The following is a 22,455-nucleotide window of genomic DNA, read 5'->3' on the forward strand; positions in this document are numbered from 1 at the left end:
AGATTTTTTCTTTGAATTAGTCTTTGTAGAACACTTTAAACTCGGCGCCCATGCCGTAATTTTCATGACCACTGCGCAGTAATTTGCTTTTTGGATTATAGGAAAAATCAAAAAGTGTCCATTGTTTGTTGTTTAAAAATATACGACGTACATACGTTTTCTTCCCTTCTATCTCGTCAGTAAACGGTAATAGAGGTCTATAAGTTGTGGCTATTTTTTGGGTACCGTATTTAGATTTGAATTCACGATATTTTTTCGCTTTTATTAATTCGCCCTTGGGCGTGGTATAGCCTAAAACTTGTATGGAAGCAAAAATGCCTTCTTGAGGAATATTAATATTGAGATCTTCAATATCCAGCTCGTACACGTCGCCAGCTTCTTGGGTAATTATAAAAGTTTTTGAAGGCCACAGAGATTCTCTTACTGGTTTGCCATCTGGTGATACGTCGTAAAACACAACTCTAAACATGGTAGAGAATCTTCTGGTCTGTTTACGATTTTTGCTGCGCTGCGTGTCTTCTAGTAATATAGGTAGTTTTAATGTTTTGATTTGAGTAGGTGCGTTTTCATAGCGATCAAATCTTACAGCGATTTCACTTTCTACAGTAGGTAGCCAGCAATCATGATAATTATCATGAACGAGCTCTTTCTTTTTCTTTCGTTTATGTTTTCCTGTAAGTTGTGCGTTTATAATAACTGTTTCCAGATTGTTTTGTTTGGCTTTGAGGAATAAAGTGTCTGTAATTTTACTCGACGATAAAGCCAGTTCTTGATAGCCTATTGAGCTAATGAATAAAGAATCAACATTCTTATAAAGGACCTTTGAGAATTTGAATACGCCATCACCATCGGCAAAGGTTCCATTACCGTTACCAAAACTTACCGTTACAAATGCAATGCCTTCCTTTGTTTCATTGTCCACTACAACAATGTTATCTTGAGCATTATTAATTAAACTTATAAAAAGGCTAATTATGGACAACCATGTCTTCATTGTATTCTTTTAAATAATTAAGTATTAATCGAGTGGCACCCGTATTGCTGTTAATCCAATGTCCAGAAATCATACCAGTTTTGTCTCTTAAATAATCATCTTCAAAAAGTTTATTGATTATCTCATTGAATTCTTGTTTGTTTTCTATTGAAAACAGTCCACCTAAATCTTCTAGTTTTCCTGCCTCAGGAAATTTTTCATAGTTTTTTCCAATCACTACCGGTATTCCAAAGGTTGCGGCCTCGAGAATATTGTGCAATCCTTTTGTACCCATAGCTCCACCTACATAAGCAATACTAGCGTAGCTATAGACTAGAGTAAGCTTTCCTATACTATCAATGATAAGGGTAGTTGTTTCTTCGACCACTTTATTTTTTTCAATCTCACTGTACAATTGTACAGGATGATCAAGTTGATCAATTAATTGCTTTATCGCATTACTATGAACTTCGTGTGGTGCTATAATTACCTTGTAATTTTCATTTTGACTATTGGAGTTTAACCAGTTCTTCATAACCGAAATATCCTCTGGCCAGCTACTACCTACCACGAGGCACTTTTTGTTAGCGAGAAATTCATCTAAGAAATCTAGATGGTTACTACGCTCAATGAGTTGGCTGGCACGATCAAACCTAGTATCGCCGCTCACGGTTGCATTTGTATATCCCAGATTTTTAAGATGGTATAATGAATGTTCATCTTGTAAAAAGAAATGAGAAAAGGCTTCTAAAGAAGGTGTCATCCACTTGCCGTACCAGGAATTAAAAGGCATTTTTTCTCTAAAAACTCCACTTACTAGTATGGTGTGAATCTTTTTAAGTTTAAGTTGATTAAGGTATTGTGGCCAAAACTCATATTTTACCATAATTGCGAGACTGGGCTCAACCACCTTTATGAATTTTTGAGCATTAGTCCTTGTGTCAAGAGGCAGGTAACAAACAACATCAGCCAGCGAAGTATGCTTTTTATTTTCATAACCACTAGGTGAGAAAAAGCTTAAAACAACTTGATATTTTTCTCGATTAATTTTTTCTAGCACTGGGACTACTTGTTCAAACTCTCCTAGGCTGGCTGCGTGAACCCAGATTTTTGGAGTAGTTTTCTTTACCTTTTTATCAAGGATATCCCACGTAGCACCACGACCTTTTGCCCCTAGGTTAATCTTTTTATTAAATAATCCGATTAGGGGCAAGCCAGCCTTTGCAGCAGCGATTATAATACGATATAAAACTTTCAAAAAACAATTGATTTTACTCAAAAATAGTACAAAAAATACGCTTGGGTCATGCTCCTAATATTGCGTATTTTTACAAGTAGAGTCAAAACATTGACTTTTTCCAAAAATTAAATTACAAATGCGTAAGATTCAAATGGTTGACCTCAAAGGTCAATATGAAAAAATAAAAGAAGAGGTAGATGCAGGTATCATGAATGTGATAGAATCTACCGCATATATAAATGGTCCCGAAGTTCACGCTTTTCAAAAAGAGCTAGAAGAATACCTAGATGTAAAACATGTGATACCATGTGCCAATGGTACTGATGCTCTTCAAATAGCTATGATGGGATTGGGTCTAGAGCCAGGTGATGAAGTGATTACTGCCGATTTTACGTTTGCAGCGACAGTTGAGGTAATTGCGCTACTTAGGCTTACACCAGTTCTAGTGGATGTTAATCCTTTCAATTTTAACATTGATCCTGAGGCTATAAGAAAAGCCATTACTCCTAAAACTAAGGCCATCGTACCTGTTCATTTATTTGGGCAAGTAGCAAACATGAGTGAAATCATGGAAATTGCAAGAGAGCATGATTTGTATGTGATTGAGGATAATGCACAAGCTATTGGAGCTAACTACTTAAATGAGGATGGTACTAAGTCTAAGACTGGAACAATAGGTAATGTAGGTACTACTTCCTTTTTTCCTTCCAAAAATTTAGGTTGTTATGGTGATGGTGGTGCTATTTTTACTAATGATGATGATCTTGCTCATACCATAAGAGGAATCGTAAATCATGGAATGTATGTTAGATATCACCACGATGTTGTAGGAGTCAATTCACGATTGGATTCTGTTCAGGCAACTGTTCTTAGATCAAAATTACGTCGGCTAGATCAATACAATGAGGCTCGTAGAACCGCTGCTAGAAAATACACGGCAGCACTTGCTGGTAACGAGAAGATTATCACGCCGCTCATTTGTGATAACTGTGATTGTCATGTGTTTCATCAATATACCTTACTTGTAAAAGAAACCGATCGCGATGCGCTCGTAGCCTATTTAAACCAACATGATATTCCTTGCGGTGTGTATTATCCTATACCATTACACCTTCAAAAAGCCTATGCCGATGATCGCTATCAAGAAAAGGACTTTGGAGTAACAAATAGATTAGTAAAGGAATGTATATCATTACCTATGCACACAGAATTGGATGATGAGCAAATCAAATTTATAACAGACAAAGTACTAGAGTTTGTAAATTCTTAATTATGAAAAATATCGCAGCACTGATGTTGTTGGTATGTCTCGCTTTTGCGAAAGCGTACTCACAACAACCTTCAACCACAACGTTCATACACGCAGGTCACTTACTAGATGCCAAAAAAGGTGAGTGGCAAACCGAAATGACTTTAATCATTGAAGGGAATAAAATACAATCAGTGCAGAAGGGATACAAAACACCTACAGGACAAATAAATCTTATAGATTTAAAAGATCAATGGGTGATGCCAGGATTTACAGATATGCATGTGCATATGGAGACAGAATATAATCCACATGCATATGTCCAAAAATATGTAGACGATCCAGCAGATGTTGCTTATGACTCAGTAAAGTATGCTGAAATCACACTTCTTTCAGGTTTTACAACAGTAAGGGATTTAGGTGGTAGTGGTATAAATATTTCCCTGCGAGATGCTATTAATAAAGGGAAAGTGCCGGGACCGCGTATTTTTACGGCCGGAAAATCTATTGCTAGTACTGGCGGTCATGCAGACCCTACAAATGGCAGTAATCAAAAATTAATGGGTGATCCAGGTCCCAGACAAGGAGTAATTAATTCTCCCGAAGAAGGTAGGGAAGCTGTTAGACATAGGTATAAAAATGGCGCAGACTGTATAAAGATTACAGCAACTGGTGGTGTTTTAAGTGTTGCAAAAAACGGCAGTAACCCACAATTTACTATTGAAGAAATACGCTCGATTACACAAACCGCTGCTGATTATGGGTTTCATGTAGCTGCTCATGCTCACGGCGACGAGGGCATGCGTAGGGCTGTTGAAGGTGGTGTTAAAACCATTGAGCATGGTACCTATATGAGTGAAGAAACAATGGATCTTATGATTGAGAAAAATTGCTATCTAGTTCCTACCATAACGGCAGGTAAAGAAGTGGCACTCAAAGCAGAGGAAGAAGGTTTTTATCCAGAAGTGGTTGTACCCAAGGCGAGAGAAGTTGGTCCACAAATACAAGGGACCTTTGCGAGAGCCTACAAACGAGGTGTACCTATTGTTTTTGGTACTGATGCTGGTGTATTTGCCCATGGTAAAAATGCCAAGGAATTTGGCTACATGGTAGAGGCTGGAATGAAACCAATGGAAGCCTTACAAAGCGCCACTATTACACCAGCTATAATCCTTAATATGGAAAATGAAATCGGACAGTTGCAACCTGGTTTCTATGCAGATGTGGTAGCGGTGACCGAAAATCCAGAAAAGAACATAGCTATTCTAGAGCAAATAGATTTTGTTATGAAGGATGGAGTGGTTTTTAAAAACTAAGTATCGATTCTATAAACTGCCTAAAACTATAATATCTAATAGCGCGCCTCACATTATGAGAGCGCGCTATGATTTTTAAGACCTTTTTCTTCTAGATACTTTATATAATCGTGAGTGTTTACAGTTGCTTTTAAATCGTGTAATAGATTATATAGTCCAAAGAAAGTACGATTGATATATAGGAAATGCTTACTACCTCTATTACCGTTCATTTTACGCAATTCCTTATCGTTGCTATACTTCTCACTTAAAGAGGATATTTCATCCCAAAAAGATTCATCAGAAAAGTCGAAAGTTTTTTCTTGAAAAGGTTTAGTAAACAAACTAAGCATCTCATGGAATAAAGCAGAGAAATATTCAATTTCTTGATCAGTATCGTCCGGGCGTAGGATTTCTAGCTGTTTCAATTTTTCCTTGAATGTATCGGGATCGTTGATATGTTCTGGTACCGCAAGCTCAAAGTAAGGCTGGTAAAATTCTTCAGGTACTTGCTTGATACATCCAAAATCTATTGCAATTAATTCATTATCCTCTGAAATGAGAAAATTACCAGGATGAGGATCTGCATGTACGGCTTTAAGACCGTGCATTTGAAACATGTAAAAATCCCAAAGCGTTTGACCTAATTTATTCCCAGTTTTGGAGTTAAAATCTGTTTTTGCAAATTCACTTAAGTGTGTTCCTTGCATCCAATCCATGGTTATAATGCGCTTGCTAGAAAGCTCTGGATAATAAGATGGAAATTTTAATCCAGGTATATGACTACAAGCCTCAGTAACTTCTATACTTTGCTTTACCTCTAATTCATAGTCGGTTTCTTCTAGAAGTTTTTCTTCTACTTCGGCAAAATAACGCTTGCTGTCTTCGCCTTTCAAATTGAACATTTTGATGGCGATAGGCTTTACAAGGGCAAGGTCACTACTTATAGAATCTGCCACTCCTGGATATTGAATTTTTACAGCGAGCTGTTTACCATCCTTGGTCGCTTTGTGCACTTGACCGATACTAGCTGCATTTACAGAATCTTTTGAAAACGAATCATATATATCTTCAGGATATGCGTTTTGATACTTTCTAAATGTTTTACGAACTAAAGGTGCTGATAATGGTGGAACGCTAAATTGAGCTAGACTAAATTTTTCTACGTAAGCACCAGGTAATAAGCTCTTATCCATAGAAAGCATTTGAGCTACCTTAAGAGCGCTACCTTTTAAACTTTTTAATCCATCATAAATATCGGCAGCATTGTCCTCGTCCAAAGTACTGCGGTCAAGAGTTGGATTAACAGCTTTTTTTGAATAATATTTTAGGTAGTTGGCACCTATTTTGGCACCAGTCTTTACTAGCTCTGTAGTGCGGCCTATTTTACTAGTAGGTATTTTATCAATTGTTTTCATAACATGAAAATGTAAAACCTGATTTACATGCAAAAGGCTAATAGCTATAACCGAGTGCAAAACGATTTAGTTGCTTTTACACCTTAAAATTCTTTATATCAATTTAGATTTTAAGCCATGCGCTCCTTCCATAGGAATTTGCCAAAGTCTAAAACTGCATCTAAGGGTGTATTATCAAAAACATCAAAAATGGTATTAACGGATTTTTCAATAGCCATGTCTGTTTTTTCAAATCCTGGGCTATCATCATCCATCCAAAATTTTAAAAGGAAAAGCATTTGAATCCATGCGCCCTCGCTGTAGATACTTTCTGAACGCTCTAGTAAAATATTGGTCTTACTTTCATTACGTTCTTGAATTAATGTTCGAGCAAAATCCTTTACATGTTTTCTTAAACCTTTAAGTTCATCCATTTTGTTCATCATGCTTTGTTTACCATGTAGAGTAAATAAAACATAACTACGATTCATAGTTAGTAATTCAAAAAAGGTGTAGAAAAAAGTGAGCATTTTTTCACGATTAGAAAAATGTGCATAATCCTCATTCTTATGAGCAACGTCCATTGTCATAGTAAAAAAGGTATTCCAAATTTCCTTGCGTAAACCTTCTATGCTTCCAAAATGTGCATAGAACTCTTGCTCTTCCATTTTATTTTCCTTGGCAAACTTGTATACACTTTTAGGTTCTTTTTCATGCTCTAAAACGTATTCCATGTAAGCCGTTATAATATCCTGGCGATTAGGAGTTTTCTTTTTAGTTGTCTTTTTTGCGGTAGATTTTTTTACTGTGGCCATAACAATTAATCCTTTTGGTAAAAATACAATTTTGTTTAACAAATACGTTAATTAAGTTAAACAAAGATTTGTTAAAGATTAGTCGTTAATAGATCTCAGAACTTAAAACTAGAAACAAAAAAACCTCGCCATTTGGCGAGGTTTTTATTGTATTAATTTTTTAAAATTAAGGTTTATTAATGGCTACTGCCTCCTTATTTGTCCAGTTGTTTACAGCAACAATTGCATTATTAGAATAATCAACCTCTACTAGTGTTTCACCTTTCCAAAAAAACCACTTACCACTTCTTTCATTTTGTGAATATTCTGCTTGTGCTATCTTATTACCATTTTGATCATAAGAAATCCATTCACCATGGCGTTTTTTGTTTAAAAATGTTCCTTCCTCTGCAATTGAACCGTTGTCATGGAAATAAGTCGCCTTAACCATACCATTTTCTAATTGTTCAAATTGGGGCTTGTTTTCTTCTTGAGCGCTTACTATAAAACCTACAAGCAATGCTGCTACCATCAATACGTTTTTCATGACCTATACTTTTTAAGTTCTACCCAAAGTTAACTTTAAAATTACATATACACAACAATTAGGTAACGTTAAATTTACATTAGAGATGTATTTTATTGAATAACAGAATATTATAAATTTTTAAAATCACATGTTTTATCGTGTTTTGTCATTGCTATGATATAAAATGTTAAGTATTTAATGTTTAATATCCGTTGGAATCGGTTTATTTTTGCTGCTCCTTATAGAACATATTATGTATAGAACACACGACTGCGGAAGTTTAAGAGTGAGCGATGTAAATAAAGAGGTAACCCTATCTGGTTGGGTTCAAAAATCTCGTGACAAAGGATTTATGATTTGGGTTGATTTGAGAGATCGTTACGGTATTACACAGCTTATTTTTGATGAGGACCGTACAGATGAGACAGTTATGAAAACCGCTCAAACGTTAGGTCGCGAGTATGTAATACAAGTAAAAGGTACCGTAATCGAGCGTGAATCAAAAAATGCTAAAATACCTACAGGTGATGTTGAAATACTTGTAAAGGAATTAAAAATTCTAAGTGCTTCAAAAACGCCACCGTTTACTATTGAAGATGAAACAGATGGTGGTGAAGAACTTAGAATGAAATACCGCTACCTAGATATACGTCGTAATCCCGTGCGTGAAAATCTGATTTTCCGATCTAAGGTAGCTATGCAGGTACGTAATTTTCTTGCATCCAAGGATTTTGTAGAGGTAGAAACACCTGTATTAATCAAATCAACTCCTGAAGGCGCTCGTGACTTTGTAGTTCCTAGTCGAATGAACGAAGGTCAGTTTTATGCACTACCACAATCTCCTCAAACCTTTAAGCAATTGCTTATGGTAGGTGGACTGGATAAATATTTTCAGATAGTTAAATGTTTCCGCGATGAGGACTTAAGAGCAGACAGGCAGCCAGAATTCACACAAATAGACTGTGAGATGTCATTTGTTGAGCAGGAAGATGTACTTAACATTTTTGAGGAAATGACAAGGCATTTATTAAAAGAAGTTAAGAATGTCCAGGTTGATAAGTTTCCTCGTATGACTTATCAGGAAGCGATGGAAAAATACGGTAATGACAAACCAGATATTCGCTTTGGGATGGAGTTTGGTGATCTTTCCGCTTTCGCGAAAGCGAGAGATTTTAAAATCTTTAATGAGGCAGAAATTGTAGTTGGAATCGCTGTTCCAGGTGCAGCCAGCATGACTCGTAAGGAAATTGATAAGTTAATTGATTGGGTAAAACGTCCTCAAGTAGGTGCTCTAGGAATGGTGTATGTAAAGTGCAATGAAGATGGTAGTTTTAAATCTAGTGTAGATAAATTTTATTCACAAGAAGATCTAGCTCAATGGGCAGAAGCTACAGGAGCACAGGCTGGAGACTTGATTTGTGTGTTGTCTGGACCTACAAATAAAACGCGTACGCAATTAAGCGCTCTACGTATGGAAATGGCAGAAAGACTAGGACTGCGTAATCCAGAAGAATTTGCTCCTTTGTGGGTAATTGATTTCCCGTTATTAGAATGGGATGAGGATACAGAGCGCTATCACGCGATGCATCACCCATTCACATCACCAAAACCTGAAGATATTGAGAAACTTTCTACAGATCCTGGTAATGTAAGAGCCAATGCATATGATCTTGTCCTTAATGGAAATGAAATAGGTGGTGGATCGGTAAGAATATTTGATAAGGAATTACAGGCGCTTATGTTTGACCATTTAGGTTTTACGCCTGAAGAGGCTAGAGCTCAATTTGGCTTTTTAATGGATGCTTTTGAATATGGAGCACCACCTCACGCAGGACTTGCTTTTGGATTTGATAGATTGGTTTCTATTCTAGGTGGTCAGGAAACTATTCGTGATTTCATCGCATTTCCAAAGAATAATAGTGGTCGCGACGTTATGATTGATGCACCTGCAGCAATTGATCAGGAGCAATTACAAGAATTAAATTTAAAGGTAACAGTAGAATAATTAGTCAAAGATCCTTTAGTTAAATGAAACCATTGAAAATCCTTGCAGTCTTATTGATACTAGCTGTTATCGTTATAGGTGCAGGGTTTTATCTAGTGCATTTAGGTAATGCCGTTGCTATGGGTCATAAGCTTATAGGTTTATCTACCTTATTTATTTTTTTCATCATCATGCCTGCCTTTATTTGGGTTAGATATAGTAAAAAGGACTTATCGGGTTTCAACCTGAATAAAGACAAGGAGAAGGAAGATATTGATGAAAATGGAGTAAATTGGGATTAAAATTTCCAAATATTACTATAAGTAATAGTAATTGACTAAAAATAATAACGACCACACAAAAGTTAATTTTGTAGTTCTAAATTTAATCAATGAAAAAAGGAGTTCTTCTTGTTAATCTTGGTTCGCCAGATAGTACCGATCCTAAAGATGTAAAGAAATATCTAGATGAGTTTTTAATGGACGAACGGGTAGTTGATTTACCTTACATATTAAGAGCTCTTTTAGTAAAAGGGATTATACTTAACACCAGACCAAAGAAAAGTGCAGAAGCTTACAGTAAGATTTGGTGGGAAGAAGGAAGTCCGTTGATTGTTCTTTCAGAGCGTCTTCAGGAAAAAATAGATGCATATACTAGTGTGCCTATTTCGCTTGCTATGAGATACGGATCTATGACTATTGAGAATGGTCTTAAAGAGCTACACGATCAAGGAGTTGATGAGGTTCTACTTATTCCGTTATATCCTCAATACGCAATGGCAACTACTGAAACCATACTTGTGTTAGCCGAGGAAATAAGAAAGGAACAATTTCCACAAATGGAATTTACTGTTATGCCTCCTTTTTATAATCACCCTGATTATATCAGAGTATTGTCTGAATCGATTAAAGAATCGTTAGAAGGTAAGGATTATGAACATCTTTTATTTTCATATCACGGAGTCCCAAAACGTCATATAAGAAAAAGCGATATAACAAATGGTCATTGTAAAATGAATGGTACTTGTTGTGCTACACCATCACCAGCACATGAGTTTTGTTATAGTCATCAATGCCATGAGGTTACAAGATTAGTAGGTGAGTACTTAAATTTAGAAGATGGCACCTATAGCACTACATTTCAATCTAGATTAGGCTTTGATCCATGGTTAACTCCTTACACCGATCGAACTATTGAAAAAATGGGTCTAGGTGGAGTTAAAAAGCTCGCTATCGCAACACCAGCTTTTGTAAGTGATTGTCTAGAAACCTTGGAAGAAATTGCTATGGAAGGTGAAGAGATCTTTCACGAAGTGGGTGGGAAACAATTTCACGTTATTCCATGCTTGAATACAAGAGAAGATTGGGTGAAAGTAATGTCTAGATGGATTGATGAATGGGCATTACAAGGAGCTGAAGCTACCGTATAAATAACATTCTTATAAGACAAGAGTGCTACTCGTGCTGTAACTTTGTGCGCCATGCCCCAAACCTCTGTAGCACATAATAAATCACAGTCTTTAGGTCTTTTACCAATTAAAGGGTTATTGATAAAACAAGCAATTCCTGCAAGTATTGGAATTCTTGTAATGTCCTTAAATATTTTAGTAGATACCATTTTTGTAGGTAATTGGATAGGAGATGTCGCCATTGCAGCGATAAACGTCGTTCTACCAGTATCTTTTTTTATAGCCGCTTTGGGAATGGCGATCGGTATAGGAGGCTCAAGTATTATATCCCGAGCAATGGGTGATAATAATTATTCAAAGGCCAAAACGACCTTTGGCAATATGATAAGTATCACCTTAATAATAACCGTAGTCTTGGTTGTTGTTGGGTTGTTATTTATTGAGAATTTAGTACCTGCATTTGGTGGAAAAGGAGCCATCTACGAACCTGCTGCTATTTACTATCGCATTGTACTTTATGGAGTGCCTATTCTTGCTATGTGCATGATGGGTAATAATGTCATAAGAGCTGAAGGAGCTCCTATTCATGCAATGATAGCCATGCTTATTCCTTCTATAGGTAACCTGCTGCTGGATTACGTCTTTATTAAGTATTTAGGTTGGGGAATGATGGGTGCCGCATGGGCTACCACGGCGAGTTATGGATTATGCTTTCTTTATGTAGCCGGTTTTTTTATTTCTGGTAAAAGTGAATTGCTGTGTTCAATTAAAGATTTTGTGCCTAACTTTTCAATAATAAGAGAAATAGGAGCTTTGGGTTTTGTTTCCTTATCCAGACAAGCAACTACCAGTGTGCTTTACTTAATTTTAAATAACATATTGTTTGAGCTGGGTGGAGAAGAAAGTGTTGCTGTATTTGGAATCATAGGTAGAATGATGATGTTTGCATTGTTCCCTGTACTTGGAATTACTCAAGGTTTTTTGCCTATTGCTGGATTTAATTATGGAGCAAAGAAGTATGACCGTGTAAGAGAGGTGATTTTCACAAGTATTATTTGGGCTTGTATTTTAGGAACTATCATTTTCCTATTATTAATTTTAAATACGGATTTTATAGGAGATGTTTTTACAGACACCCCACAAGTGATTGATCGTACTTCATTTGCCTTGGGTCTTGTTTTTCTTTCCTTGCCTATCATAAGTATACAATTAATTGGAGCGGCTTACTATCAAGCAATAGGTAAGGCAATACCTGCTTTATTGCTCACCCTACTACGAACTGCGATTATTTTAATTCCTTTACTTTTGATTTTACCCAATTTTTTTGGAGAAACAGGAGTTTGGATAAGTTTTCCTATTGCAGATATAAGTGCCACTTTAATAACGGCTTATTTCCTATGGAAAGCCATGAAGAAATTAAAAGATAATTCGGCTGTGAAGTCGCCGGATTTTAATCATTTAAACTAATAAAAAATGTACAAAAAAGAATTTGATGTAAGATGGAGTGATATAGATGCGAATAGGCATCTAGCAAATAGTGCCTATCAAAACTTTATGAGTCATACCCGTATGGGTTATCTCATTGAAATGGGATTTGGACAACGAGAAATGCATGAGCACAATATAGGTCCTGTCATCTTTAATGAGAATATTTTTTATTTTAAAGAAGTTCATCAAGGGAAACCAATAACAGTTACTTGTGAGCTTATCGGTCTAAGTGAAGACGGTAGTTTATTCAGTTTCAGACACAATTTTTATGACCATAAAGGTCGTAACCTTACTAGAGGAACAATGATGGGTGCATGGATGGATCTATCGTCACGACGAATGACAGCTTTACCCGATGAATTGTTGCAGAAGATTAATAATGTAGAACGAGCAGATGATTTTAAATGGTTAACACGAGAAGATACTCGTTCACATGGTCAAGCTCCTAATGATCTTATCGTTTGATTAGATAAAAGTGGTGTTTTGTTCGATGATATGATTTGCTTAAAATAGGCGATTCTATTAAATTGCAGATATGCAGTCAGTTGAACAATCACCATTTTATCCTTCGGTGCAAAAGGAACTTCATTTTCCTTTTGGTAAGTTCTACTTGTTTGAAAAATTTGTCATTGCCGAAGTTGATGAAGGCGTTACCTTTTCTTGGACTCATGCAAAATTGGTTATTGAAGAGGTAACTGATTTTTACGATCAAACCGATGGTAGCAATTTAATATACATAACAAATAGGATTAATAAGTATGACGTCAAGCCAGTAGATTGGCTTAAATTTTTCATGCATACTTTCTCCCTAAAAGGTTATGCCGTGGTCACCGATTCTCGCATCGGCACACAGAATGCAAAGCTTGAATCTTTGTTCATGAAATCTAAATTCAAAACCTTCCAAAGTTTACTTGATGCAGTTCAATGGGCAGCTGCATTGCATGATGAGCTAGTTAAGTCGTCCTGATTTTTTGCTTTTGCTTTAAGCTGCTTAAAAACACTCCAGAAAAAATCATTATCCCAGCAGCTATTTTTTGCCAGGTAATAGTATCCTTATCTAAACTTACAGCGATAATAGTAGCCAGTAAAGGTTGTAAATAGACAAACACGGCTACTACACTAGGTTTTAGGTTTTTGATAGCTATAATATTAAGACCATAAGTTCCTAATGTAGCAAACACAATCACGTAACCTATAAACATTAAAGTTTCCCAGCTAGCGCTACTTAGATCAAATGCAACAATCTCATTATAGCCAAATGGTAAAATAAATAATACTCCAAAGAAATACAGCCATCTAAGTAAGATTAGAACATGGTATTTTTGTGTGAGCTTTTTTGCTAGAATAATGTAAAACGCATAACTAAGAGCGTTTACAAAAATCAAAAAATTACCCAGTGTTGGGTTTGAAGCATCTGCTCCTATACCAGTTGATTGTAAAATAAGAAAAGTAGCACCAGAAAAACCTATTAAAATCCCAAGTATACGAATCCCAAATAGTTTTTCTTTAAGAAATATTGCGCTTAATACAAGAACCAAAATAGGAGTAGTGACCATTAAAACTGCTGCGCTTATAGGTGATGTAAGTGACAAACCTTTCATAAAGGTGAGCATGTTAAATCCCACTCCGCAAAAAGCTGCCAACGCAATATGAGCAAGCTCCTTTAAGGTCATTTTTGTTCTAGGAGCAAAAACAAAACTTAAACCCCAGAAGATTATTCCGGTAATTAAAACACGATATAAGGTAAGCCCGTAAGGACCTATATGTTCAGGAGTAACCTCTTTAGCTGCGGTAAAATTAAACGCGTAAAAAAGTGCGACTAGAAAAGCACATATAATAGCAATTGCTCTTTTACTCATTTCCAAGTGCTTGTGCAGCTGCTGCTACAGTTTTCTTACTATTTCCTATAAAAGCAACTCCATCAAGTATTAGAATAGGGCGTTTAATAAAGGAGTAATGATCCAGCAATAGTGATCTATAGTCTTTTTCAGATAACTCTTGTTCATGTAAACCACGACCTCTGTACTGTTGGGATCTTCTATTAAATAAGGCTTCATAAGATCCTGCTTGATCTTTTAAAAAATCCACTTGTTCTTCAGTTACAGGTTCTTCCTTGGTATTTTGAAGAATAACAGATTCAGGTAGATGCAACTCTTTCTGAATACGTTTACATGTATTACATGTATTTAAATAAATGAATCTATTTTCCATGTCGCAAAGGTACGCTAGCTTAATGTGAATTATGATATAATTTTATGTATTGAAATAGAAAGGTATACGCTTTCGCGAAAGCGTAATAATCATCAATTGCCACGCTATAATAGCAATTTGTTATCTTCAACCACAAGTTAGAAAAAGAGAAAATGAAATTCAATACCAAAGCTATACATGGTGGTCAAAAAAATATCGATCCAGCTTATAATGCTGTAATGCCACCCATATATCAAACAACATCCTACAAACAATCGAGTCCAGGGAAAAATAAAGGTTATGCTTATTCACGTAGTGCAAATCCTACTAGAACAGCACTAGAAAATGCAATTGCTAGTATAGAGAATGCTCAGTATGGAATAAGCTTTGGATCGGGTATGGCGGCCATAGACGCGGTTCTTAAATTATTAAAACCAGGAGATGAAGTCATTTCGACTAGTGACCTTTATGGTGGTTCTTATCGATTATTCACCCAAATTTTTGAACAGCTAGGTGTTACATTCAAGTTTGTAGATATGAAAGATGCTCATTTAATTGAGGAACATATTACAAGCGCTACCAAAATGATATGGGTAGAAACACCTACAAATCCTACTATGAGTATAATTGATATACGTGCTATAGCTACACTGACAGAGAGTAGAGATATACTCGTAGTGGTTGATAATACATTTGCAACGCCCTATCTTCAAAACCCTATCGAACTAGGTGCTCATATAGTAATGCATAGCGCAACTAAATATTTAGGTGGTCATAGTGATGTGGTTTTGGGTGCTCTTGTGGTTGATGACGAAATACTTGCTAAAAAACTGTACTTTATTCAAAATGCAAGCGGAGCCATTCCAGGTCCGCAAGATTGTTTTCTAGTGTTGCGTGGTATTAAAACGCTGCATGTGCGCATGCAACGGCACTGTGAAAATGCTGCTCAAATTGCTAACTTCCTTCAATCTCATTCTAAAGTTGATAAAGTATACTGGCCTGGTCTTAAAAGTCATCCTAATCATGAAATTGCCAGCAGTCAAATGAGAGACTTTGGCGGTATGATATCCTTCAGTACTAAAAATGATACTAAAGAAAGTGCTCTTACCATTCTAGAAAATCTACATCTTTTTACCCTAGCCGAATCCTTAGGAGGCATTGAATCTCTGGCTGGTCATCCTGTTACAATGACCCATGGAAGTATTCCTAAGGAAGAAAGAGAAAAGACTGGTGTAGTGGATTCCCTTATTCGTTTAAGTATAGGTATAGAAGATGTTGAGGATTTAATAAAGGACCTAGAACAAGCATTAGAAAAGTAGTGCCGCTAGGACTACTTTTCTAATATCTCAATTCTTTTGCGGTAATGCTATAGTCAAATACTTTTTTACCTTTTTGGTCATATATAGTGAGAACTAATTTGCGTTCTTTACGTGGTCCACTCACTTCTACAATCCCAAAGTTTTTTTCATAAAACGTCTTGTCTTTTACCTGAAGTGTGTTTCCCTCGTCTCTTGCAGCATGTGTTCCAGAAGTCAATGGAGAACAAGTAATGTCAATAAGAGGATATGCGTTTTCTCGTTCTAGTCTAGATATTTCTGTGTGATGCCTATCACCACTCATAAATAGAACACCACTTATTCTTTCTTCATGTAAACGCTTGAATAAATAGTCTCTTTCCTCAGGATAGGTAGCATAGTTTTCAAACTTTGCAGCATCGCTCACAACCTGACCACCACTCACGATAATCTTAAAAGGAGCACGACTATTTTGAAGAGCGTCGATTAACCAATTTACTTGCTCCATTCCAAAATAAGCTTTGTTTTTTTCTCTACTATCATTAGGAGCTCTATGATACCTGTTGTCTAGCATGAATACTTCAACATCGGCCCAGGAAAAGTGTTGGGCTACACCACCATTACCAGCAGCATTTGTATTAAGATTACCCCAGTAATCGTTAAAGGCTTTTTCTGCAATATGTTTATTTACATAACTCCTGTCTGCATTATTAGGGCCATAATCATGATCGTCCCATGTAGCATAGTGATGTACACTGCCTAAAAGAGGTTGAAGTTCTGGAGTACTGCGAGTATGTCTATGACGATGGCGTATTCCTGTTTCAGTCATAAAATCAGGTGTACGTAAATAAGTATTATCACCAGTCCATAGCATAAAATCAGGTTGTTTTGCGAGTATACTATTAAATATTTCATAACCACCTCCATAAGGACTAGGTCTATCGTCTTTCTTTTCATTTATAAATGCACATGAGCCTATAGCAAATGAAAAGTTAGGCGGTTCTGTACGATATTGCCATAATGCCTGCGTTTTGAATGACAACTTGTAATCTCTAGGTACATGCACATTATTGATGTATAATTTATAGGTATACTGAGTGCCAAATTCTACCTGTCTAGGATATAGTTTTGCAATAAAATCATCCTCAATACTTGTCGTTACTGTCGGAGTAAAAACCTCTTGTTCACCTTCTTTATAATAACCTATTTTGACCTGAGCTCGCTGTGTAGTTTGAACCCAAATTAAGGCTTCTCGATAAGCAGAATATCCTACCATAGGACCAGACTGCAATAAGTCTTGTTGAGCATTTAGAGTAGTGGCTACTAACAACAGGAAAATCCAAAATTTATTCATAATAATTTTTTTTCAAATTTCTACTCAAAATTTTTAGTCTGCGTTAATGGAATGTTATCATTATAAATATATGAGAAGAATTGTCTTTTTTTGCCGCGAATTTTCGTAATATGTGATGGAGTATGTTGATTTCGCTTTCGCGAAAGCGAAATAGAACCCAATTTTTAAATCATTTTAAATACTTGACAAAAAAAATAACCATAGGTCGCACAGATCGTGCTCATTTTCCTGAACTTGGATTTCTAGATATTGATATAAAAATCGATACAGGAGCTTATACATCGTCCATTTATTGTACTGATATTGGAGAGGAAGACGGTGCGCTTACTGCAAATTTTCTGGATCCAGAACATCCCAAGTACAACGGTCGTAAAATGTATTTTGAGGAATATGAAATTACCCAAGTACGCAGTAGTAACGGTCAGTCACAATTAAGGTATGAGGTAAAAACTATTATTACCTTATTCAAAAAACATTATGTAATCTCCCTTACACTATCTGATCGCAAGGAAATGAGGTACCCTGTTTTAATAGGGCGTAAATTTTTATCTAAGAAATTTGTAGTGGATACCGAATTACAAGACCTTTCTTTTATACTTTCACAAAATGAAAATTGATATTCTATCACGCAGTACCACATTATACAGTACAAAGCGATTACTAGAAGAGGCAAAAAATGCAGGACATAAAGCAAGGGCTATTAATGTATTGCATTGCGATATAAAACTAGAAAAGCATAAGCCCAGTGTTTATTATCACGGTGAGAGATTACCCGTGCCAGATGCTGTAATACCTAGAATAGGAGCTAGTATCACTTTTTATGGAACCGCTATTGTACGACAATTTGAGATGATGAATTGTTTTACGACTGTGAGTAGTCAGGCGCTAGTTACTTCAAGAGATAAATTACAAAGTTTACAAAAACTAGCTCGTAGCGGTGTGGGAATGCCAAAAACGGTTTTCACTAATTTTGGTGAACACACAGACGACATTTGTGAGCAAGTAGGTGGACCACCAGTAGTCATCAAAGTACTAGAAGGGACACAAGGAATAGGTGTAAATCTAGCCGAGTCTTTAGAGGCTGCAGACGCCATTATAGATGCTCATAATGATCTAAGAACAAGAGTAATAATTCAGGAATTTATAAAAGAAGCTGGTGGCGCCGATTTAAGAGCCTTTGTGGTTGGGAATAAAGTGGTAGGAGCGATGAAAAGACAAGCCAAAAAAGGCGAGTTTAGATCCAATTTACATCGTGGTGGAACAGCATCAAAAATTAAATTAACTCCTGAAGAAGAACGCACGGCTCTTGCCGCAGCCAAAGCGCTAGGATTAGGGGTTTGTGGTGTTGATTTATTACAAAGTTCACGAGGACCTTTAGTCCTCGAGGTGAACAGTTCTCCTGGATTAGAAGGAATTGAAGGAGCGACTGGGTATAATATCGCTCGTGAAATTATCAAGTTCATAGAAAAAAACATGTAAGCATTGAGAATATTAGGAACCGAAATTAAAGCAGGTAATAGTTATACACTCAATCTCAATAAAGTAAAACTTTATTCAACTTCAGAAGTTGAAGTGCCAGTCATTATTGAGCGTGGTGAACTAGATGGACCTGTTGTGTTACTTACAGGCGGTATTCATGGCGATGAGATTAACGGGATTGAGGTTGTGCGTCAAATTATAGCGCACGGCTGGAACAAACCCAAACGTGGGACCATAATATGTATTCCGGTAGTTAATATTTTTGGTTTCTTGCAGTTAAAAAGAGAGTTTCCTGATGGTAGAGACTTGAATAGAGTTTTTCCTGGAACAAAAAAGGGGTCTTTAGCTAGCCGTTTTGCTTATCAACTTTCTAATGAAGTGTTGCCAATAGTTGATATTGTTATGGATTTTCATACCGGTGGAGCTCAACGTTATAATGCACCTCACCTAAGAGTTGATGCCGCAGAGAGTAAATCTATTGAATTGGCAAAAGTATTCAACGCACCTTGCTTGTACTTTTCAAGTAATATTTCAAAAACTTTTAGAGCGACATGTTCAAAAAAAGGTATTCCTTATTTGTTATATGAAGGTGGTAAATCAGGCGATAGCGACAAAACGATTGCTGTCGAGGCTGTAAAAGGAGTTTTAAGAGTTTTAGAGCATTTAGATATGGTAACAGAAGGTCTGCCAGATATTTCTGTTAATCATACTACTGTCGAGATTACTAAATCCTCATGGCTAAGAGCGAAAAAATCTGGCTTTATTCATCCTAAAGCTCAGGCAGGCGATAAAGTTAAAAAAGATGAAATTATCGCTAGTATTACGGATCCATATGGCAGATTGCGACATGAAATAAAAGCACCGCATGATACCTTCTTACTCAATGTTAATTATGGACCAGTAGTTTATCAGGGCGATGCTATTTTTCATATCTCTAAAGATGAATAAGGCTCAGTTACGTAAACTTTATAAAAAAAAGCGCCTATCCTTATCTACAGATGAGGTGCAGCACAAGAGCGTTCAAATTGCTAATAACTTACTTCAATTAAATATTTGGCATTATGATTATTACCATTTGTTCCTGCCTATAAAGAAATGGAATGAAGTCGATACCCAACCTATTATGAATATCCTTATGTCCAAGGATAAAAATATTGTTATTAGTCATAGTGATTTTGATTCTATTCAAATGATCAATATTTTATTAGAAGAGCAAACTGTAATTAAAGAAAATAAATATGGAATCCCAGAGCCTATTAACGGAGAAAGAATTAGCGGTCATCTTATGGATGTAGTTTTTGTTCCTTTATTAATAACAGATCAAAAAGGTTACAGGGTAGGTTACGGGAAAGGTTTTTATGATAGGTTTTTAGCCAATTGCCGATCAAACGTATTGAAAATAGGTATTTCTTTTTTTGAACCAATAAATGAAATTGAGGATGTTCACGAGATGGATGTTACATTAGATATGGTTGTTACGCCAGAAAAAATATACCGTATAACAAAGAATGATTAAAAATATTACCTAAGTTAAATTTTGACTTTTGTTAATTAACATTTAATTCATAGTTTTAGATTCTAAAGGAACTGTTCCTAATAAATAAGATTCACGTTTTTCCCTAAGAACGATGATAGAAAAATCCAATCAACCTCTTAAAAAATTATTAGAGGATAAAGAATATTTTTTAAGTGAAACTGCAGAGCTTACCGTTACTGGAGCTTACAGTGGTAACTTAAAGACAGGTGAAGGTTATATCGATGATATTGGAAGAAATATTTTGGATATACCTAAAAACTATAATCTAGACATTCACTCTGCACTCAGTTTTTTTGCAGATCGTAAGAAAGCAGTAGAACTGTTCTACTCTTGTATCAATGGCGGTAGCTTTGTTCTCGATATTGAAATGAAAGACTATCATGGTAATGTCTTCTGGGCAAAGGCCAGTGGTAAACCTTTACATGATAGCGAGCATAACATTGTTGGGGTTAGAGGTGTGTTCACCAGTATTGATAGGTTTGTAAGAAGAGGCAATGAGCTTGAAAATAGAGCAAAACTTATTCAAGAACAAAATGATAGATTGGTCCATTTTGCGCATATAGTTTCGCATAATCTTAGATCTCACGCTAGCAATTTACAGCTTACTTTAGATGCATTTAATGATATAAGAGATAAAGATCAACAAACAGATACTTTCTTTAATTATCTATCCGAAATAAGCAACAACCTGTCATCCACATTGGAGCATCTTAACCAGGTCGTTACCATCAATATAGAAGAAAAAAAGGTTCAACAGGTTAACTTAGAAACGATTTTCAAAGAGTGTTTACTTGAGTTTAAAGAAGAGCTTCTTGCTATTGATGCAAAAGTTAAAAGTGATTTCACAGATCTATCGGTGATAAATTATGTGCCTTCGTTTTTAAAAAATATTTTCATTCAACTTATATCTAATAGTATTAAATTTAGAAGTAGAAAAGAACCTCTTAGAATCAAGGTAAGAACTAAGGTTAAAAATAAGAGGAAACTATTGGTTTTTAAAGATAACGGTGTCGGTATAGATATGAACAAACAGGCAGATTATATCTTTAAAATGTTTGAATCGACCGATGCCAGTGGTGAGTCACAAGGAATAGGTTTATTTGTTCTTAAAAATCAAGTAGAAAGCTTAGGTGGTGATGTCATGGTAAAAAGTAAATTAAATAAAGGAACGTCGTTTACTATTAAATTTTAAAAATGAGCGTTTTAAAAAAAGCTTGTATTATTGATGATGATCGGCTCTATGTGAGCTTGATGAGTATGATTGTAGATAAATATGATCTCGTTGATGAACTTGTTCTTTTTGAAAATGGTGATCAGGCATTAAAGTTTTTTGAGCTCGTTTTAAAAGATAAAATCGAGGCGCCGCAGGTTGTCTTATTAGATCTCAATATGCCTATCATGAATGGCTGGGAATTACTAGATGTCTTAGAAGATCACACCGCTGCCTTACAAGAAAAAGGAATACATTTATTAGTGGTAAGTTCCAGTATTAATCAAAATGAAATTGCTAAAGCAAAGAAACACGCTCTTGTAAGTGATTTCATTACAAAACCACTATCTAAAACACATTTACTTGAAATTTTCAATAAGATTTCTTCCTAGAATTAATTTTTAGGAAAAGCTTTTTTACTGAAAAGTAGCAGCAGAATTACACCAATCGTGATCGCACTATCTGCAATATTAAAAACAGCATTGAAAAATGTAAATTTATTTCCTCCTATACCTGGAACCCAACTAGGAAAAGTCCCGTCAAATAAAGGGAAGTAAAGCATGTCCACTACCTTTCCATAGAAAATAGGAGCGTATCCACCTTCCTCTGGTAAAAATTCTGCTACACCATGGTAGCTGTCAGAAAATAACACACCATAGAACACACTATCTATTATATTTCCTATCGCACCAGCGAGAATTAAGGATATGCATATGATTAATATTTTATGACTGTGTTTTTTAATACTGCTCCATAGCCAATAACCTATTCCCATTACAGCAAAAATTCTGAAAACTACTAAGATTATCTTACCATAATCTCCTGGGATTTCGGTTCCCCATGCTGCACCAGCATTTTCATAAAAAACTAATTTGAATTTACCCCAATCTAGTATGGCATCATTTGAATTACTTGCTAGTTGATAATTAAGTTTAATATATATCTTACTTATTTGATCCAGTAGGAGAACTGAAAAAACAATAAGTAATGCTTTTGATAATTTCATGTACGGCTTTTGTGAACTGCTAAAATA

At 35.8% G+C, this 22,455-nt stretch carries 24 protein-coding genes; 15 read left to right on the forward strand and 9 right to left on the reverse strand.

What is annotated here, in order from left to right; genetic code table 11:
• Positions 1–16 precede the first annotated feature (16 nt).
• Together BST91_RS12350 and BST91_RS12355 are read right to left on the reverse strand one after the other, a co-directional pair.
• Positions 17–994, reverse strand: a complete 978-nt coding sequence (locus tag BST91_RS12350; RefSeq protein WP_085775557.1) for a carboxypeptidase-like regulatory domain-containing protein — start codon at positions 992–994, stop codon at positions 17–19.
• Positions 969–2,231 (reverse strand): 3-deoxy-D-manno-octulosonic acid transferase, encoded by a 1,263-nt coding sequence (locus BST91_RS12355; protein WP_085775558.1) that lies wholly within the window; start codon positions 2,229–2,231, stop codon positions 969–971. Before BST91_RS12355 ends, BST91_RS12350 begins: the two co-directional genes overlap by 26 nt.
• Before the next feature lie 118 nt (positions 2,232–2,349).
• Here BST91_RS12355 and BST91_RS12360 point away from each other — a divergent pair, with 118 nt between their 5' ends.
• Positions 2,350–3,483 (forward strand): DegT/DnrJ/EryC1/StrS family aminotransferase, encoded by a 1,134-nt coding sequence (locus BST91_RS12360; RefSeq protein ID WP_085775559.1) that lies wholly within the window; start codon positions 2,350–2,352, stop codon positions 3,481–3,483.
• A gap of 2 nt (positions 3,484–3,485) precedes the next feature.
• Positions 3,486–4,778, forward strand: a complete 1,293-nt coding sequence (locus tag BST91_RS12365; RefSeq protein ID WP_085775560.1) for a metal-dependent hydrolase family protein — start codon at positions 3,486–3,488, stop codon at positions 4,776–4,778.
• Positions 4,779–4,831: 53 nt separating this feature from the next.
• Here the strand turns inward: BST91_RS12365 and BST91_RS12370 are convergent, their stop codons facing one another.
• From BST91_RS12370 to BST91_RS12380, 3 genes are all read right to left on the reverse strand, one after another.
• Positions 4,832–6,175 carry an ABC1 kinase family protein gene (locus BST91_RS12370; RefSeq protein WP_085775561.1) on the reverse strand — a complete coding sequence of 448 codons (1,344 nt, stop codon included), beginning with the start codon at positions 6,173–6,175 and terminating at the stop codon, positions 4,832–4,834.
• Positions 6,176–6,285: 110 nt separating this feature from the next.
• A complete protein-coding gene (locus BST91_RS12375) occupies positions 6,286–6,969 on the reverse strand; it encodes a TetR family transcriptional regulator C-terminal domain-containing protein (RefSeq protein ID WP_085775734.1) in 684 nt (227 codons plus the stop codon).
• A 166-nt stretch (positions 6,970–7,135) separates the two neighbouring features.
• Entirely contained in the window at positions 7,136–7,495 is a 360-nt protein-coding gene (locus BST91_RS12380; RefSeq protein ID WP_042276378.1) for a toxin-antitoxin system YwqK family antitoxin, read from the reverse strand.
• Between the two features lie 235 nt (positions 7,496–7,730).
• Here BST91_RS12380 and aspS point away from each other — a divergent pair, with 235 nt between their 5' ends.
• The 6 genes from aspS (at position 7,731) to BST91_RS12410 (ending at position 13,324) form a co-directional block, all read left to right on the forward strand.
• On the forward strand, positions 7,731–9,482 hold the full coding sequence (gene aspS, locus BST91_RS12385) for an aspartate--tRNA ligase (protein ID WP_085775562.1): 1,752 nt from the start codon (positions 7,731–7,733) through the stop codon (positions 9,480–9,482).
• A 23-nt stretch (positions 9,483–9,505) separates the two neighbouring features.
• Positions 9,506–9,763: a hypothetical protein gene (locus BST91_RS12390; protein ID WP_060523351.1), complete on the forward strand. Its 258-nt coding sequence runs from the start codon at positions 9,506–9,508 to the stop codon at positions 9,761–9,763.
• 89 nt (positions 9,764–9,852) lie between these two features.
• A complete protein-coding gene (gene hemH / locus BST91_RS12395; RefSeq protein WP_042276373.1) occupies positions 9,853–10,890 on the forward strand; it encodes a ferrochelatase in 1,038 nt (345 codons plus the stop codon).
• A gap of 51 nt (positions 10,891–10,941) precedes the next feature.
• Positions 10,942–12,336, forward strand: coding sequence for an MATE family efflux transporter (locus BST91_RS12400; protein ID WP_085775563.1), 1,395 nt, complete (start codon positions 10,942–10,944; stop codon positions 12,334–12,336).
• Between the two features lie 6 nt (positions 12,337–12,342).
• Complete coding sequence (locus tag BST91_RS12405) at positions 12,343–12,822, forward strand: acyl-CoA thioesterase (RefSeq protein WP_060523349.1); 480 nt, start codon at positions 12,343–12,345, stop codon at positions 12,820–12,822.
• A 70-nt stretch (positions 12,823–12,892) separates the two neighbouring features.
• Positions 12,893–13,324: a hypothetical protein gene (locus tag BST91_RS12410; protein WP_042276363.1), complete on the forward strand. Its 432-nt coding sequence runs from the start codon at positions 12,893–12,895 to the stop codon at positions 13,322–13,324.
• Here the strand turns inward: BST91_RS12410 and BST91_RS12415 are convergent.
• Together BST91_RS12415 and BST91_RS12420 are read right to left on the reverse strand one after the other, a co-directional pair.
• The gene (locus tag BST91_RS12415; RefSeq protein WP_042276360.1) at positions 13,311–14,216 is read right to left on the reverse strand and encodes a DMT family transporter; all 906 of its coding nucleotides are present in this window, start codon (positions 14,214–14,216) and stop codon (positions 13,311–13,313) included. The two genes, BST91_RS12410 and BST91_RS12415, sit on opposite strands and share 14 nt — an antisense overlap.
• A complete protein-coding gene (locus BST91_RS12420; protein ID WP_042276359.1) occupies positions 14,209–14,568 on the reverse strand; it encodes an arsenate reductase family protein in 360 nt (119 codons plus the stop codon). Before BST91_RS12420 ends, BST91_RS12415 begins: the two co-directional genes overlap by 8 nt.
• Positions 14,569–14,720: 152 nt before the next feature.
• On the opposite strand from BST91_RS12420, the gene BST91_RS12425 reads away from it, so the two are divergent.
• Positions 14,721–15,866, forward strand: a complete 1,146-nt coding sequence (locus BST91_RS12425) for a trans-sulfuration enzyme family protein (protein ID WP_085775564.1) — start codon at positions 14,721–14,723, stop codon at positions 15,864–15,866.
• A gap of 19 nt (positions 15,867–15,885) precedes the next feature.
• On the opposite strand, the gene BST91_RS12430 is transcribed toward BST91_RS12425, so the two are convergent.
• The gene (locus tag BST91_RS12430; protein ID WP_085775565.1) at positions 15,886–17,196 is read right to left on the reverse strand and encodes an alkaline phosphatase D family protein; all 1,311 of its coding nucleotides are present in this window, start codon (positions 17,194–17,196) and stop codon (positions 15,886–15,888) included.
• A gap of 182 nt (positions 17,197–17,378) precedes the next feature.
• Here BST91_RS12430 and BST91_RS12435 point away from each other — a divergent pair, with 182 nt between their 5' ends.
• The 6 genes from BST91_RS12435 to BST91_RS12460 all read left to right on the forward strand — a co-directional run bounded on the left by BST91_RS12435 (position 17,379) and on the right by BST91_RS12460 (position 21,814).
• Entirely contained in the window at positions 17,379–17,813 is a 435-nt protein-coding gene (locus BST91_RS12435; protein ID WP_042277260.1) for an ATP-dependent zinc protease family protein, read from the forward strand.
• Complete coding sequence (rimK, locus tag BST91_RS12440; protein ID WP_085775566.1) at positions 17,803–18,675, forward strand: 30S ribosomal protein S6--L-glutamate ligase; 873 nt, start codon at positions 17,803–17,805, stop codon at positions 18,673–18,675. The genes BST91_RS12435 and rimK overlap by 11 nt, the downstream gene beginning before the upstream one ends.
• Positions 18,676–18,678: 3 nt before the next feature.
• Positions 18,679–19,623 carry a succinylglutamate desuccinylase/aspartoacylase family protein gene (locus BST91_RS12445; protein ID WP_084692486.1) on the forward strand — a complete coding sequence of 315 codons (945 nt, stop codon included), beginning with the start codon at positions 18,679–18,681 and terminating at the stop codon, positions 19,621–19,623.
• Positions 19,616–20,191 carry a 5-formyltetrahydrofolate cyclo-ligase gene (locus tag BST91_RS12450; protein ID WP_085775567.1) on the forward strand — a complete coding sequence of 192 codons (576 nt, stop codon included), beginning with the start codon at positions 19,616–19,618 and terminating at the stop codon, positions 20,189–20,191. Before BST91_RS12445 ends, BST91_RS12450 begins: the two co-directional genes overlap by 8 nt.
• A 112-nt stretch (positions 20,192–20,303) precedes the next feature.
• Positions 20,304–21,404 (forward strand): sensor histidine kinase, encoded by a 1,101-nt coding sequence (locus BST91_RS12455; protein ID WP_085775568.1) that lies wholly within the window; start codon positions 20,304–20,306, stop codon positions 21,402–21,404.
• A gap of 2 nt (positions 21,405–21,406) precedes the next feature.
• Complete coding sequence (locus tag BST91_RS12460; protein WP_085775569.1) at positions 21,407–21,814, forward strand: response regulator; 408 nt, start codon at positions 21,407–21,409, stop codon at positions 21,812–21,814.
• A gap of 2 nt (positions 21,815–21,816) precedes the next feature.
• Here the strand turns inward: BST91_RS12460 and BST91_RS12465 are convergent, their stop codons facing one another.
• Positions 21,817–22,428, reverse strand: coding sequence for a lipoprotein signal peptidase (locus BST91_RS12465; protein ID WP_042276343.1), 612 nt, complete (start codon positions 22,426–22,428; stop codon positions 21,817–21,819).
• Positions 22,429–22,455: the final 27 nt, after the last annotated feature.

This window comes from Nonlabens tegetincola (genome assembly GCF_002117085.1).
Lineage (GTDB): Bacteria > Bacteroidota > Bacteroidia > Flavobacteriales > Flavobacteriaceae > Nonlabens > Nonlabens tegetincola.